Source organism: Mycetohabitans rhizoxinica HKI 454, from assembly GCF_000198775.1.
GTDB classification, from domain to species: Bacteria; Pseudomonadota; Gammaproteobacteria; order Burkholderiales; family Burkholderiaceae; genus Mycetohabitans; species Mycetohabitans rhizoxinica.
The window spans coordinates 123,159-136,804 of sequence record NC_014718.1 but is presented as its reverse complement, the minus strand read 5'-3'; the positions used below and the strand labels follow the sequence as shown (position 1 = coordinate 136,804).

Below are 13,646 nucleotides of genomic sequence, written 5' to 3'. Positions count from 1 at the left end.
AGCGTGGCAAATCGTACATCGAAACCGCGCAACACGGCATCACGCGCACCGCCCTGCACGCGGCCCATCGCGCGACAGCCAGCAGTCGATCTAACTCATTCTATCCCAGCGTGGCGCCCTTGCGCCCGCTTACAGTAGGTTGCAGGGCAGCGCTTTAAAAAATCCGCCGTCTCACTTGTTTTATTGGCAAGCAGTAACCATAAATATCAAACAATGCACCCCCACAGGGACTAAGCGCGCCAGACAGCGAACGCATACTGCGCGCGTGTATTGGCACCGAACGCGTCCACGCGAGTCATTGCGGTATGCAAATCAATGCGCTGGCGCCCTATGCGGCGCCCGAAGTCGCCGCGCTGACCGGCAAGCCGGCTTCGGTGCTCACGGGCGGCACAGCGGCATGGAACGACGCGGGTCTTGCCATCGAGACCGGCAAAGTGCGCACCGCGTCACCGCGAATCGACCGCTACCGGTGTTCTGATCAAGGCACCAATAACCTGCACAGCACAACGCACGCGCACTTGGACTGGGAATATGCCCTCGTTGCGCAACTGGAGCGCGACGGCACGCACAGCTTCTTCGTGATCTAAGCGCCGCCGGCATACAGTGTGCCGTCGCACACCGTCCGACGCGCTCCGGCGTGCAGGGCGCGACAGCGGGAAGCTACGTGCCGAACGGGTCGTCCGGACGCACCACCTCGCCCGCCAGATTGTACTCCGCCCGCATCGCCGCCAGCACCGCGGCAATGTCTTTCTTGTAGCCGGCCGCGTTGCTGAAGTGTCCAAGCGTCCAGTTGCATCCGGATGCGTCGGGCGGTTGCATGCGCGGCCGCGGCACGCGGATCTTCACGCCGTCGTCGGCGATGTGATCAAGCCGGTGAAGTCGGCGCTCGAACTCCTGCTGTAGCCGCGTCGCGGTCAACGTCTTTCGAATCATGAACTCTTCGGCAGCCACCGGCGCGAGCGAGTGCGCCGGTGGCTGCCGCCTTCGTGGAACTCATCGGGTATGATAGCCGAACGGCAGCCGGCCGCAATGTCGCCGGCACGGCTGCTGGCGAACCTAGCCCGACTCCGGAAGTCCTGTCAATTGCCAACCTACACGCTCGCCGCTGCCGTCCACGCGGAACAGGATATTCGCAAAAGCCGCTTTGTCAGCGCCGTCGTGCCGGTCGAAAACCGCGATACCGCGATGGCCGAAGTCCATCGTCTGCGCACCGTCCACCCGAATGCGACGCACGTTTGCTGGGCACTACTCGCCGGCGGCCAGTCCGGCATGTCCGACGACGGCGAGCCGTCCGGCACCGCAGGCCGCCCGATGCTGGAGGTGCTGCGCCATCACGACCTGGACGGCGTGCTCGCGACGGTGGTGCGCTACTACGGCGGCATCAAGCTTGGTGCAGGTGGACTCATGCGCGCGTACACGGACGCGGTTGCAACAGCGCTACAGCACGCACAGCGCATCGAACGCATCGCCCAGAGAACTTTGACCATTGACGCCGACTATGCGGATGAGGCACGTATCCGACACTGGATCGCGCAGCAGGGCCATGTGCTCACCGCCAGCCAGCATGGGATGCGTGTCACGCTGACCATCGTGCTGCCGCAGGGATGCACTGGGCGCTGCCCAGCAGGCATTGCGCGACCTGACCCATGGGCGTGCCGCATTCGCGCCGCACTAAAGCGCGCTTACCTCATTCGCTCATCGCATTTTGCGCCGTTGCGCCGTTGCGCCGTTGCGCCGTTGCGCCGTTGCGCCGTTGCGCCGTTGCGCCGTAATCAGTGTAACGGCCGCGGCGTCGTCACGGCGACCAGCCGCGACGCAATCGCATCGAATGCGGTACAGATTAGTACATAGATGAAGGCGACCAGCGCGAAAATCTGAGCCGGATAGACCATCAACCGGTTGTTGACCTGCGTGGCGAGCAACGACAGTTCCGGCACACCAACGATGTACGCCAGTGACGTGTCCTTGATCAGCGACACCCACTGGTTGATGAACGACGGTGCCATGATCCGCAACGCCTGCGGCAGCACCACAAAGCGCAGCGCCTGCATCCGCGTGAAACCCAGCGACAGCCCGGCCTGCAGTTGAGCGGCGCCCACCGCGCGGATGCCCGCATACACCGCATGCGACAGGTAGGCGCCGCCGATCAGCGACAGCGCACAGACAACGGTCAGTTGACCGGGCGCATCGATATGCAGCACAACGGGCAACAGAAAATATGTCCAGAACATCAGCATTAGCACGGGAATCGCGCGGAAGAACCCGATCACGGCGAGCAGCACCGTATGAACGGCGCCGCGCGTCAACGCCAATGCGATGCCGGCGGCGAGCCCGAGCACACCGGAGACAAAGGCCGACGTCAGCGCGAGCACTAGCGTCAACGCCACACCGCCAAGCGGCCCGTTCGGGAACGTGCCGACCAGCAAATACGGCAGATTGTCCAACAGGATCGAGACGTCCATCGTCACCCCGCGCGGGCAGCCGGGTGACGCCGCTGCACCACGTGCGCAAGCGCCTCGATCACCGCGATCGTGCCAATATACAGCGCCGTCGCCACGCCGAATGCAGCAAACGTCTTGAACGTCTCGGTCTCGACTTGGCGAGACGCATACGAGAGCTCAGCTAAGCCGATCGCCATCGTCAACGACGAGTTCTTCACGATATTCATGTACTGGCCGAATAACGGCGGCATCGCGTTGCGGGCCGCCTGCGGCAGCACGACATGGCGGAACGCCTGCCAGCGCGTGAGCCCGAGCGCGGCGGCGGCCTGGCGTTGTCCGCCGGACACGCCCCGCAGGCCGGCGCGAAACTCCTCGCCGACGAACGCGCACGAGTAGAACGTCAACCCGATCCAACCGGCGACGAATTCGAACGGCGGCCAACGCAGCGACAATGCGCCGACCTGGAACGCATGAGGCGCGTTCAGCCACTGCATCAACCCATCGGGCAGCAATGTCGCCGCGCCGAAATACCAGAACATCAGTTGTACTAGCAACGGCGAATTGCGAAACACCAGCACGTAGGCCGCGGCGACGCGACGCACCAGCCGCGCGTCGGCGCTATGCGCCATCGCCAGCGCGAAGCCGCTCACAGTGGCGGTGACGATCACCGTCGCGGCCAGCGCCAACGTGACACCAAAACCCTGCAGCAGCCAGCCGACGTACTTCGGCTCCAGAATCCACTCCTGCGGCACGGCTCAGACCTTGTCGCCGATCTTAAACAGGCGCGGCAGCGGCGTGCTCGTGCGCGGGCCAAACCAGCGATTGTAGATCTGCTCAGCCATGCCACCCTTCTCCAGCCCGCGCAACGTATCGTTGACGAACGCGACCAGCCGCGTCTCGCCCTTTGGGATACCCACGCCCATATAGTCGTTGGAAATCGTGAAGGCTGGGATTTCGTAGTTCTGCTTGTCGGGCACGTTGGCAAGCAGGCCGACCAGCTTTGGACCGTCCTGCGTGATCGCCTGCACGTTGCCGGCCCGAAGCGCGGCGAACGCGAACGGCGTGTCGTCGTATGCGACGATGGTGGCCTGCGGGAATTTCTCGCGCAGCGTGATTTCGTTGATAGTGCCTTTGTCCGCGCCGATCCGCAAACCGTTGAGCTGCTCGGCCGACTTAAGCACGCCCTTCTTGGCGAGGAACTGCTGGCCGGAAGCGAAATATGGAATACTAAAGTCTACTTGCTTGGCGCGCTCCTCAGTGATCGTAAAGTTTGCCAGCACGAGATCGACCTTCCTGGACGTAAGGAACGGAATCCGATTCGCTGGATTGGTCGGCTGCAACTCCAGTTTCACGCCGAGCTTATCGGCCAAGGCCTTGGCGTAATCAACGTCCAAGCCGACGATGTGATGCGTCTTCGCGTCGACAAAACCAAATGGCGGATTGCTGTCAAACGTCGCCACCCGTAACACGCCCGCTTTCTTGATGTCGTCGAGCCGGTCAGCGTGGGCAACGCCGGCCGCGACGATCAGCAAGCCGGCCAGCAGCGTGGAGAGCACTGTCGATTTCATATCTTGTGGACCTTCATGATTGAGCGGCGCGTGCACCAAATCAGTGACGCAAGGTGGCTTACCATAGCATCGACAGGACGATTCTCAAACCAATAAATGCTGCACAGCATAGAACGCCTCGGAATAATGCCCGCGCGGGTTTCCGGCCATGCCGTGTGGCAGTGCAGCATGCACGCCGCATGGCCGCGCACCGGCTTCGCGCTGCACCTTGGCGTAGGCTGTTCTATGCCGATCAGGGCGCTATGCTGAAGCCGACCCCGGATGTCTAGCTAGGGCGGCCGCCCGCTCGCTTGACGTCGCCCCGGCGCAGTGCATCGGCTTTATCGCCTGGCGCATCGCACCACTCGATGCCGACGGCGCGCTGGTATTCTATGGTCGAGCGAGACGTAAAAAGTGTCCGTCGCATCCGGGGTGCACGAACCGGCGACGAGGCGACGATCGGCAGAGGTTACGATCGGCAACTGCCCCGAGCCTCTGTCGCTGATCACGCGGGCGTATGGCATGTCCGCCCGCACGATGACGGTCGAGCCGCTGGCCAACGCCGCCTATCTGTACGCCAAGTCGCCGTTGGCCAACGACGAACTGATCGCGCGTATTCTACCATTGGAGCGCCATGCGAAAGGCGCGGTCGTCATGCTCGGCGCCGACCTCGACCATTGCCCTCTGTTCGACGCGCAAGGCCGAGCCTTCGAGCAAAAATGGCGGCGACGCTGGCCGCCGCGTAACGCGCGTGCGATACGCCGACGAAGGCAATCGTCGGGCGTTGCGGCGGCGAGTCGAGCGGTAAGCTGGTGGCGCGGCGCCCAATTGACATGTCGATACGCCGGCCGCATGCATCCGGCCTCGCGCATCGATTGACCATCCCAATATCTTTGCAACAGCGCCCTGCTTGATTATTTCGTCGAGTTCGGCGTCCGACACGAAACCGCCTCCGTGCAGCGGGCATGCGGCCCCACGTGACCGATGCCAATGAACACGGCGTCCGCCTGCCTCGACAGCGCCTTGACGATCCGATACAACCGGTGCTGCGCCATTGCGCGCGTTCAGCCTCGCTATCGGCGAATGTCAAGATTTCCAGTAACCTTGCATTTTGGCTGCTGCGTCGGCGCCTCGCGCCGGCGCGGTCCAACACCGGAAACGTGCAATGAACTGGACTCTAATTGGAATGGCTGACCTGGTCATCAACCTGGAGTTGGTCGGGCGGCTGCTGATGGCGGCGGCGCTCGGCAGCGTGATCGGCATCGAGCGGGAACGGCTGCAGTGGGCAGCCGGACTACGCACTCACATGCTGGTCTGCGTCGGCTCCGCCCTGATCATGATCGTGTCAACCTATGGCTTCACACAGGTGCAAGGCAAGGAAGGCATGGTGCTGGATCCGTCGCGGGTCGCGGCCCAGGTAGTGTCTGGCATCGGGTTTCTTGGTGCCGGCTCAATCCTGCTGCGCGGGGAAGTCATCCGGGGGCTGACGACCGCGGCGAGCCTGTGGACCGTGGCTGGCGTCGGGCTCGCCGTGGGCGGTGGACTATACGTCGCGGCCAGCGCCGCGACGGCGATCATCCTGGTGATCTTAGTCGGTGTGAAGCCGCTCGAGCGACGCTTCATTGCTGCGAAGCTCCGCCGCGAGGTGCGGCTCGTCGCCAGCCGCGGTGCGTTGTCGATTGACACCTTGTCCGAGGTGCTTGGCCCGAGCAGCGCGCGCATCAAGCGCTTCATCGTACAGCAACAGGAAGACGGCAGCGGCATCGATGATGTGACGATCGCGTTCTCGCGGGTCACTGATCCGGAATTCGCGACCATTGTGCGCCGGCTCGAGCAGATGCAGGGTGTGCGCCATGTGCGTGAGGTCGCTCCGTCATAGCCCGCAGCGCGGATCGGTTCCTGGCGGCAGCCGCAGCGGCGCGGACCGCCCTAAGGCCGGGACGTCCCATCGGCCCACGCTGCCGGGTCAAAGCCAACCCGCCTTCCTAAACCGCCACCACAATACCGCATCGATCGCCAGCATGACCGCTAGGCACGCCGGATAACCATACTGCCAGTGCAACTCCGGTATGCTCTGAAAATTCATCCCGTAGATCCCCGCGATCATCGTCGGACTGGCGAACAGCGCGCCGAACGCGCCGAGCCGCTTAGTCGTCTCGCTTTCAGCCAGCGAGATCATGCCCAGGTTCACCTGAATCGCAGTCGAGATCATCTCACGGCGGCCTTCGATCAGCTTGTCGATGCGCACCAGATGATCATAGACATCCCGGAAATACGCCTCCATGCCGGCGCACAGCGTCGGGACGCGGCCACCCTGCAATTTTCCCACCGCCTCCAGCAAAGGCGCGACGTGGTGATGCAGCCGCACGAAACGGCGCTTAAGCGAATACAGGTCCTCGACCACGTCACGCGAGGCCGCGGTGCCCTTATTCTCGAAAATCCGGTCCTCGACGATCTCCGACTCATCGATCAACGCCTCGACGACGGGAAAATAGCGGTCCACCACGCTGTCGATCAGTGCGTACAGCACGAAGGCCGAGCCGTGCCGCAGCAAATGCGCGTCGCGCTCGCAACGGGCACGCACATCCTGAAAGCCCTGCTTGCTGCCGGCACGAACGGTCAACACATAATTCGCACCGGCAAAAACCGCTACCTCGCCGACTTCCAATTCTTTGTCTGACGTTTGCTCAACCGTGTGCAACACGGCGAACAGCGACGCGCCATACTCTTCGATCTTCGGCCGCTGATGACCGTGGCTTGCATCCTCGACTGCAAGCTCGTGCAAGCCGAACTCGTGTGCCATCTGCGCCAATTCCTCGGGATTCGGGTCTTTCAGCGCCACCCAGACAAAACAGTCCGGTTTCGCGACATATTCGCTAATGTCACTCACCGGGATGTCGCCCATCTTGCGACCATCGTGGTATGCAGCGCAGTTGATCAGCATCGGTACCTCCACTTTTTGCAACCGCCGAAGGATAAGCCAGTTGGCGCAAGACGGCGAGGCCCCCGATGCGACGCGAGCGCCGCCCCCGTACCCGATGGACCCGTCAACGTTGCGGGCCGCGTTTGTCGATGAACGCCTGAACGCCGTCCAGCGCGGCGCCGTCTATCATGTTGCGTGCCATCGTCTGCTCAGCCAGTTAAGGAGGCGTCAACGCCCATCTCGGCCTGCCGATAAAACAGATCCTTGCCGAGCGCTACCACGTGTGCCGGCTTCGCGCAGATGCGCTGGGCCAGCTCGCGTAACGTGTTATCTAGTTGCACGGGCCCGGCGGCCCGGTTGACCAGCCCTCGTGGGTGTACGGTCACCGCATCGATAAAATCACCGGTCACAAGCCTCTCAAACGCCGCCTTGCCCAGCACATTGGACGACAATGGCACGGCAGGCGTCGAGTAGAACAAACCGAACAGCCTCCTTCGCATTGCGTGCGCCGTCGCAGTACGCGTGCGGCAGCACCGATGTCGCCTCAGACAAAATCAATCCGGCACTGGCGCGTTCGGCGTAGTAGCGTACTATCAGCGCGTTGGGCACGCGGCGCTCGCGCACCGCCGCGTGAGCGCCGGCCCTGAGTCTATATGCTCGACAAACGCCTGGATCACAGCTTTGTTACGCTTGACAATGTCTGTTGTCAAGTAGGATGCAATATGATTTCACTGTCAAATCGACAGACCAATGCTCTGCCGGACAATCCTAGCTCCTTTCTCCTCCATCAAGACTGCGAGTATCGTGGAATAGCTCCCTAAATCTGAATCTCAGGACTCCGCTACCTCCTAAAATAGAGGTCAGTTCGGTGACTGGCTTCAAGCCTAGGCATCAGGAAAGCGTTGTAATGCTAAGTGAGCCGGAGCACCGTCGCTGGCGTTCTGTGGAAAAAATTGGCCATCGTGTAGGCGACGTCTGCCCCCCGAAGAGACGGGCTCGGGAGATGCACGATGGCATGGTATGAATGAGAATCAGGTGTTCACATGGCGCAAGCAGTATCAAGAGCGTTGAGATACCGCTCACCTCCAGAAGCCCGGCGAACGGCTGAGTCACTTACCTGGTAGTGTCCAGGTGTCCTGCGTTACTGGGTCAACTCCAGTTTGATGCCAATGCCTACGCAACGGCGCGAGCCTGAGTTCGTGTCGCAACGTGCTACTTCGTGATCACCGGGCTCCACGCAGTTCAGCATGGCATCGTTGTGCTGCTCGGTGACCCAAAGCCAGCCCAGCACTCATCTACTTCAAGGAGAGCATTATGGTTTCTACCATTGGCAGCGGTTTTATGGATCAGATTGACAAACTACAGTCGCTAGATCCAAAAACTATGTCGGCGGATCAAGAAAAAGATCTCGAAAAACTAAGCCAGTTTTTCGATAGGTGCATCGACCACGGCGGGCCGGTTGGAGCCMAGGTCAAGGAGATGATCGATACCTACCACGCGGCTCACCCCGACACGCAGCAAGCATAACTCCGAGGGAACCGGCCGACCGTGTGATCGACATGGGCGTCGCTTACATAAGCTTGGGCGGCTTGACCGCCCAGCCAGGCCGGTTTCTACGATGACAATCAGTCTACCGCCTAATTGCGATTCACCGGCATCCGAAGTTACCCATAGCGCCGTGGAGCCGCTTCCAGATTACGCGGCCGGAACCGGCTCTTCCCGGTCCCCAGCCATAGCAGTCATCACACATCTTGCTAATCGATGTACGAGGGCCAACCTACTATGGAACGCAGCAAGTAGACGCTGTCACCGGAGCGAGGAGCTACGCGGCAAGCGATTGGTTCCGATCGTAGGTTCAGCCGGCTTGGGAGACACAGCTTCTTCGTAGGTGGGCAACTTCTCTGGATGACTCCCTTCGCTTTCTTTGTACGTCGGCCGTGCCATCGGCCGCAATATAGCCGATGGCATCACGAACTGTGGCGAATCATGCTCGATCAAAGCAAAGGGATTCACGCTAGACTCATAGTCCCTTGCAGTCGTGACGCTCTTCGCTAGTTCGCTATAAATTTGGGTAGACAGACCGCGAGTCAATTTCTTCAACGAAACGGCTGGTTTCCTAAATTTTTTTAGTTTGGCGATGTATTCGCTTCGCTTTTTCTGGGCGTCCAATACCGACTTGCCGGCAGTTGTCGGGTTGCCATTGCTATCGAGGTATTTTTCCAGCGGCTGCAAGTTATGCATTTGCCCGTACACAGATACTTGTGCGAGTGTCCAGTTGTTATTTTGACGGTGGATAAGCTTGCGGGCGTGGTCGATCTCTACTGGCGACGGCGGCCGGCTGCGCCTGAGTGCCGGCGCTGAATGGCCGGTTCCGGCTAGCGACTGAATGGCTTTGCTGTCACGGTGTTTGAGCACTGCCAGTAGAGGATTGAGCACGCGGGGGCGAGAGCGGGTGCTTGGCGCCGCTTTTTCTTCAGTCGTACCGGGCTCGGCATCACGCTGCGCGTTAGATGGGCCCACAGAACGGGTCGGAATACGCATGAAAAGACCTGACTCAAATTCGATGTGTTCACCACAATAAGTAAGTGTCAACGACTTCAATTGTCAGATGCGATGTCATGTCAAGCCATACGCATGCACTTCGCGATTCGCCGGACCGTCCATTAAACGCAGAAAAGCGGCTCACAAGCGTGAGCGTCGGTCGGTTCGCTTAGGCACCAATCGCACACACGTGGCGTAACTCGAGCGTGAGTGCGCTCACGTCGGACACGGTTGCTTGCGCCCGCAACATCGTGCCAGCCGCTTTAGGGCCGTGGGCGGGGACAAACCGCTTCTATTCCCGCTGAATGCCAATCGCGCAAGCGCACCCACCTGCTCATTGCCGTGCCAGCAGCCCACTCCTGGCGTTTTGTGGTTTCGCGCACATCGGTCCGAGGTCTGCGCACAGTAGCATGTGTCTGGCGACAATTACTTTTGCCGGTGGCGCCAACTAGATTTGCCGGTGTGCGGCGGCTGAACTGTTGAGGTGGCGGCCGTCGCTATCATGCGGCTCCTTGCGGAGCCAGCATGAAAAAAGACGGAGAAATCAAATTGTTGCGAGAAGAACGGCGCAAAGGAGTGAGCCAGAAGCTGGCGGCAGCGCGAACAGGTATGAGTGAGCGTACGGTCCGTAAGTACGAGCGTGCTGGCACGTTACCGAGTCAAATGAAGAAGCCGCGCATGCATCGCACGCGGGAGAATCCGTTTAGCGTCGATTGGCCGTGGGTTGAGGACCATCTCAAGCGAGATCCGGCATTGCAGGCCAAGACCTTATTTGTGCTGCTGTGCCAGGCGTTTCCGGGGCGATATCAGGAAGGCCAGCTGCGCACGTTGCAGCGGCACATTCAAGCGTGGCGCGTTCGTCACGGCCCGGAACAAGAAGTCATGTTTGCACAGGAGCATGTGCCCGGGCGCATGGCTCAATCCGATTTCACTTCAATGAATAGGCTGAGCGTCACGATCTCGGGCACGGCATTCCCGCATTTGCTGTACCACCTGGTGCTGACTTACTCGAACGTAGAGGCCGTGCGCATTTGCTTCTCCGAGAGCTTTGAGGCGCTGGCTGAAGGGCTTGAAGCATGCCTGTGGCAGATCGGCGGTGTTCCACAATGGCATCGCACCGACAATCTGACTGCGGCCGTACGCGAGCTGGATCGCGAAGGCATGCATGAGTTCACGCAGAACTATCGTGCATTGCTTGCTCATGACAGCATGCAGCCATCAGCGAACACGGCTGGATGCGCTAACCAAAACGGCGACGTCGAGCAATCGCACTTTCGGTTCAAACAGGCCGTGGACCAGGCGCTACGGGTTCGCGGCACGCGAGACTTCGCAACGCGCAGCGACTACGAACACTTCCTTGGCGAACTTGTTGGGCAGCGCAATCTCACGCGCTCGCAACGATTCGAGGCGGACCGAGCGGCGCTTAGAGCGCTGCCCGCAGCGCCGCTGGACTTCACGCGCGCGGTCACGGTGCGCGTTTCTCGTTTCAGCTTGGTTCGGGTTCTCAACAATTACTACTCGGTGCCGTCACGATTGATCGGCGCCATGCTGAAGGCACGCATCCGCTCGGAGAACTTGGATCTTTACCACGGGACGGCACATGTTCTTACTCTGCCGCGCTTGAGCGGGCGCAATCAGCGGCGAATCGACTACCGGCATCTGATCTGGTCACTGGTGAGAAAGCCCGGCGCGTTCGCGGCTTACTGCTACAGAGACGAGCTGTTTCCAACGACCACATTCCGCCGGGCCTACGACGCACTGCTTGCCACAACGCCGACAAAGGCGGACCAGGAATATCTTCGCCTGTTGCATTTAGCTGCGAGCACATCCGAGGCGCAAATCGACGAAGCAATCGGCCGCTTGTTGCATGACGGGCGCATACCGACGCTCGATGTCGTGCGCAAACTCGTCGCAAGCCCTACGCCGACACCGGTGCCGAAGATCGGCAAGGCCGCCATCAACTTGCACGACTACGACGCCCTAATCCCGTCGCGGAGCAAGCATGCATAACGCCCGTGAAGAATTGCTGGTGTCGCTTCGTGCGCTCAATCTCGGTGCCATGGCGGCAGCTGTGCAAGACACGGCACTGCGAGCGGCAAAGGAAGGACTGACTCATGAGGCGTTTCTTCTCGAGCTGGCTCGTATCGAACGTGCAGCGAAGGCGTCGCGCCGAATCGAGCGACTACTGAGGCAATCCGAACTGCTGCCTGGGAAGAACTTGCGCACGTTAAAACTGGAAAGATTCGATCCGGCCACTCGCCTGCAGATCGAGCGGCTGCGCAGCGGCAGCTTCCTCAAGGATGCCACCAATGTGATCGCGCTCGGCCGACCCGGTGCCGGGAAAAGCCACCTTGCCTGCGCATTGGGGCACGCGCTCGTCGAGCAAGGGTATCCGGTCCTGTTCACATCCACGGGGGCCTTGGTGCAGCGGCTACTGGCAGCAAAGCGCGATCTGCGTTTGCCGCAGCAGCTAGCGAAGCTGGATCGCTTCGAGTGCCTCATTCTGGACGACATCGGCTACGTCCAGCATAACCGAGATGAAATGGAAGTGCTGTTCACGTTGCTCGCTGAGCGCTACGAGCGCAAGAGCATCGTCATCACGACAAACCTCGTATTCTCAGAGTGGGAGCGCATCTTTAAAGACCCAATGACCACGCTCGCGGCCATCGACCGCGTCGTCCATCACAGTGTCATTCTCGACTTGATGAGCGTTGAAAGCTATCGGGCAGAAGCTGCCGGCGCCAAGCCGACGGCGCCAGCCCCGGTAGCATCATAGGGCGGCAATTTTAGTTGTCGTCGGCGGCTTTTTTAGTTGACGCCAGACAAGCATGTCTGATGCGCGTACCGAAGGGCATCGAATGACACGTTATTCTTACTTGTTTGCGGGGATCGCGATTGTGACGTTGACCGGCGCGGCACTACAAACGGCCTTCAGCGATCAGACCGACGGGGACGTCGCATCTCACTTGCCTGTTTTGAAGGCAGGCGACGTGATAGTAGCGGCCATCCCATCGGCCGTGGCCAGCGCCGCTGTGAAGTCCGGTAGGTCAACGGACACGCCGGCTCCAACTGTGCCACCCACGATCCCGTGCGGCAATGGCACCAAGGGGGTCTTCTACGGCATTAGCGGTCACGTCGGGCAAGGAGGCGTGTACGACAAGATGAGTTACGAACAGCAACTCCGTCATATCAAGGAACTGGGTATGACGATGTACGGGCACGATGTTTTCGATTACGCCAGCACACAAAAGGTTCTTCGAATTGCTAAACAGGCAAAGAAACAATGCATCGGCGTCTTTGCTGCGCTGACCGCCGATCTGAATTCCTACGCCAACGAGGACGCAGCCTACCGCGACGGGTTAAAACTAGGGATGATGGTCGCTACGACGCTCAAGGGCGTCGTCCAGTATTACCAGGTGGGTAACGAGTATGAGAATGTCAGCATTCGCCGCGGACAGGGCAGCCATCCGGACGACTATGATAATGCCTCTTTTCAAAAGGCTCGTGGCTCGATTCTCGGCATGATTGACGGGATAAAGCGCGCCAACCCCTCCGCCACGATCGTGATGTGCCCGCTAGGGTGGCTACATTTCGGTTTCCTGGACATGCTGTACACCGGCACGCAACCCGACGGCTCCCGAGGGCACCGGATCCCGAAGTGGGACATCACCGCATGGCATTGGTATTCGGACATGGGGGACATCACCGCCGCGCGAGGCGTCAACGTGCTCAGGCGCTTGCACGAGACGTACCGCGAGCCAATCTGGATCACCGAACTAGGTGTCCGACCGGGCGCGAGCGAACAGGCATCGGCAGCCTACCTGGTTGGGCCCAATGCGCTCGGCGGCTTAATCCAGTATGCTAAGCAGTACAATATTCAGAACGTTACGTTGTATGAATTGCTTGACGATGAGGCGTACGGTGGCGACGGAAACTACGGCTTGTTGGGCGGCGACGGTATCGTCCGCAAGCATCGCTATGATGTAATCAAGCGGTTCATTGCGACGCACGCGATGCCGTAGGGCGCGCGGCTTGTGGAGCGACAAGTTCTCGGATACACGGATGGTTCCGACGATGTATTGAAGACTCACCGTGCACTGGCCGTCGCGTCACGCTGCAAACGCAGGTTCGGCGCTTTCGCTACGAGAACAGAACGCGTCGGCGACAAACATTTGCCGAAAGCCTTCCGTCTTG

12 protein-coding genes and 4 pseudogenes are annotated in these 13,646 nt (G+C 60.4%); 9 read left to right on the top strand and 7 right to left on the bottom strand.

Annotated elements, in window-relative coordinates; all coding sequences use genetic code 11:
* Positions 1–314: 314 nt before the first annotated feature.
* Positions 315–587 (top strand): annotated as a pseudogene (locus tag RBRH_RS12675) (rhodanese-like domain-containing protein); the annotation flags it as partial.
* Positions 588–660: 73 nt separating this feature from the next.
* Here RBRH_RS12675 and RBRH_RS12670 read toward each other — a convergent pair.
* Positions 661–933, bottom strand: a complete 273-nt coding sequence (locus RBRH_RS12670; RefSeq protein ID WP_041754954.1) for a hypothetical protein — start codon at positions 931–933, stop codon at positions 661–663.
* A gap of 150 nt (positions 934–1,083) precedes the next feature.
* On the opposite strand from RBRH_RS12670, the pseudogene RBRH_RS17655 reads away from it, so the two are divergent.
* Positions 1,084–1,675 (top strand): annotated as a pseudogene (locus RBRH_RS17655) (IMPACT family protein).
* 97 nt (positions 1,676–1,772) lie between these two features.
* Here the strand turns inward: RBRH_RS17655 and RBRH_RS12665 are convergent.
* Genes RBRH_RS12665 through RBRH_RS12655 form a run of 3 tightly spaced genes read right to left on the bottom strand, consistent with a single transcriptional unit; the run spans position 1,773 to position 4,009 of the window.
* Positions 1,773–2,462 (bottom strand): amino acid ABC transporter permease, encoded by a 690-nt coding sequence (locus RBRH_RS12665; RefSeq protein ID WP_041754670.1) that lies wholly within the window; start codon positions 2,460–2,462, stop codon positions 1,773–1,775.
* A gap of 2 nt (positions 2,463–2,464) precedes the next feature.
* Positions 2,465–3,193: an amino acid ABC transporter permease gene (locus tag RBRH_RS12660; protein WP_013428411.1), complete on the bottom strand. Its 729-nt coding sequence runs from the start codon at positions 3,191–3,193 to the stop codon at positions 2,465–2,467.
* Positions 3,194–3,196: 3 nt separating this feature from the next.
* A complete protein-coding gene (locus tag RBRH_RS12655; RefSeq protein WP_041754953.1) occupies positions 3,197–4,009 on the bottom strand; it encodes an ABC transporter substrate-binding protein in 813 nt (270 codons plus the stop codon).
* Between the two features lie 501 nt (positions 4,010–4,510).
* Here RBRH_RS12655 and RBRH_RS21415 point away from each other — a divergent pair.
* Entirely contained in the window at positions 4,511–4,867 is a 357-nt protein-coding gene (locus RBRH_RS21415) for a sorbitol/mannitol transport ATP-binding protein (RefSeq protein ID WP_370645105.1), read from the top strand.
* Positions 4,868–5,153: 286 nt separating this feature from the next.
* Positions 5,154–5,867: an MgtC/SapB family protein gene (locus RBRH_RS12645; protein WP_013428405.1), complete on the top strand. Its 714-nt coding sequence runs from the start codon at positions 5,154–5,156 to the stop codon at positions 5,865–5,867.
* 87 nt (positions 5,868–5,954) lie between these two features.
* On the opposite strand, the gene corA is transcribed toward RBRH_RS12645, so the two are convergent.
* Together corA and RBRH_RS12635 are read right to left on the bottom strand one after the other, a co-directional pair.
* Entirely contained in the window at positions 5,955–6,932 is a 978-nt protein-coding gene (corA, locus tag RBRH_RS12640; RefSeq protein ID WP_041754951.1) for a magnesium/cobalt transporter CorA, read from the bottom strand.
* A 103-nt stretch (positions 6,933–7,035) separates the two neighbouring features.
* A pseudogene (locus RBRH_RS12635) lies at positions 7,036–7,393 on the bottom strand (enoyl-CoA hydratase-related protein); the annotation flags it as partial.
* A gap of 386 nt (positions 7,394–7,779) precedes the next feature.
* On the opposite strand from RBRH_RS12635, the pseudogene RBRH_RS21410 reads away from it, so the two are divergent.
* Both RBRH_RS21410 and RBRH_RS12630 read left to right on the top strand, forming a co-directional pair.
* A pseudogene (locus RBRH_RS21410) lies at positions 7,780–7,976 on the top strand (transposase); the annotation flags it as partial.
* A gap of 249 nt (positions 7,977–8,225) precedes the next feature.
* A complete protein-coding gene (locus RBRH_RS12630) occupies positions 8,226–8,438 on the top strand; it encodes a hypothetical protein (protein WP_013428400.1) in 213 nt (70 codons plus the stop codon).
* 279 nt (positions 8,439–8,717) lie between these two features.
* Here the strand turns inward: RBRH_RS12630 and RBRH_RS12625 are convergent, their stop codons facing one another.
* Positions 8,718–9,452 (bottom strand): hypothetical protein, encoded by a 735-nt coding sequence (locus RBRH_RS12625; RefSeq protein WP_157864512.1) that lies wholly within the window; start codon positions 9,450–9,452, stop codon positions 8,718–8,720.
* Between the two features lie 525 nt (positions 9,453–9,977).
* Here RBRH_RS12625 and istA point away from each other — a divergent pair.
* The 3 genes from istA (at position 9,978) to RBRH_RS12610 (ending at position 13,474) form a co-directional block, all read left to right on the top strand.
* A complete protein-coding gene (gene istA, locus RBRH_RS12620) occupies positions 9,978–11,462 on the top strand; it encodes an IS21 family transposase (RefSeq protein ID WP_013428398.1) in 1,485 nt (494 codons plus the stop codon).
* Positions 11,455–12,228, top strand: coding sequence for an IS21-like element helper ATPase IstB (istB, locus tag RBRH_RS12615; protein WP_013428397.1), 774 nt, complete (start codon positions 11,455–11,457; stop codon positions 12,226–12,228). Before istA ends, istB begins: the two co-directional genes overlap by 8 nt.
* A gap of 82 nt (positions 12,229–12,310) precedes the next feature.
* Entirely contained in the window at positions 12,311–13,474 is a 1,164-nt protein-coding gene (locus RBRH_RS12610; protein WP_157864511.1) for a glycosyl hydrolase, read from the top strand.
* Positions 13,475–13,646: the final 172 nt, after the last annotated feature.

Bases quoted from the DNA above. Each gene is read 5' to 3' on its own strand.
- RBRH_RS12670 (WP_041754954.1), bottom strand. From the start codon at position 933: ATGATTCGAAAGACGTTGACCGCGACGCGGCTACAGCAGGAGTTCGAG.
- istB (WP_013428397.1), top strand. From the start codon at position 11,455: ATGCATAACGCCCGTGAAGAATTGCTGGTGTCGCTTCGTGCGCTCAAT.
- RBRH_RS12610 (WP_157864511.1), top strand. From the start codon at position 12,311: ATGACACGTTATTCTTACTTGTTTGCGGGGATCGCGATTGTGACGTTG.
- RBRH_RS12625 (WP_157864512.1), bottom strand. From the start codon at position 9,452: ATGCGTATTCCGACCCGTTCTGTGGGCCCATCTAACGCGCAGCGTGAT.
- RBRH_RS12645 (WP_013428405.1), top strand. From the start codon at position 5,154: ATGAACTGGACTCTAATTGGAATGGCTGACCTGGTCATCAACCTGGAG.
- corA (WP_041754951.1), bottom strand. From the start codon at position 6,932: ATGCTGATCAACTGCGCTGCATACCACGATGGTCGCAAGATGGGCGAC.
- RBRH_RS12665 (WP_041754670.1), bottom strand. From the start codon at position 2,462: ATGGACGTCTCGATCCTGTTGGACAATCTGCCGTATTTGCTGGTCGGC.
- RBRH_RS21415 (WP_370645105.1), top strand. From the start codon at position 4,511: ATGTCCGCCCGCACGATGACGGTCGAGCCGCTGGCCAACGCCGCCTAT.
- RBRH_RS12655 (WP_041754953.1), bottom strand. From the start codon at position 4,009: ATGAAATCGACAGTGCTCTCCACGCTGCTGGCCGGCTTGCTGATCGTC.
- istA (WP_013428398.1), top strand. From the start codon at position 9,978: ATGAAAAAAGACGGAGAAATCAAATTGTTGCGAGAAGAACGGCGCAAA.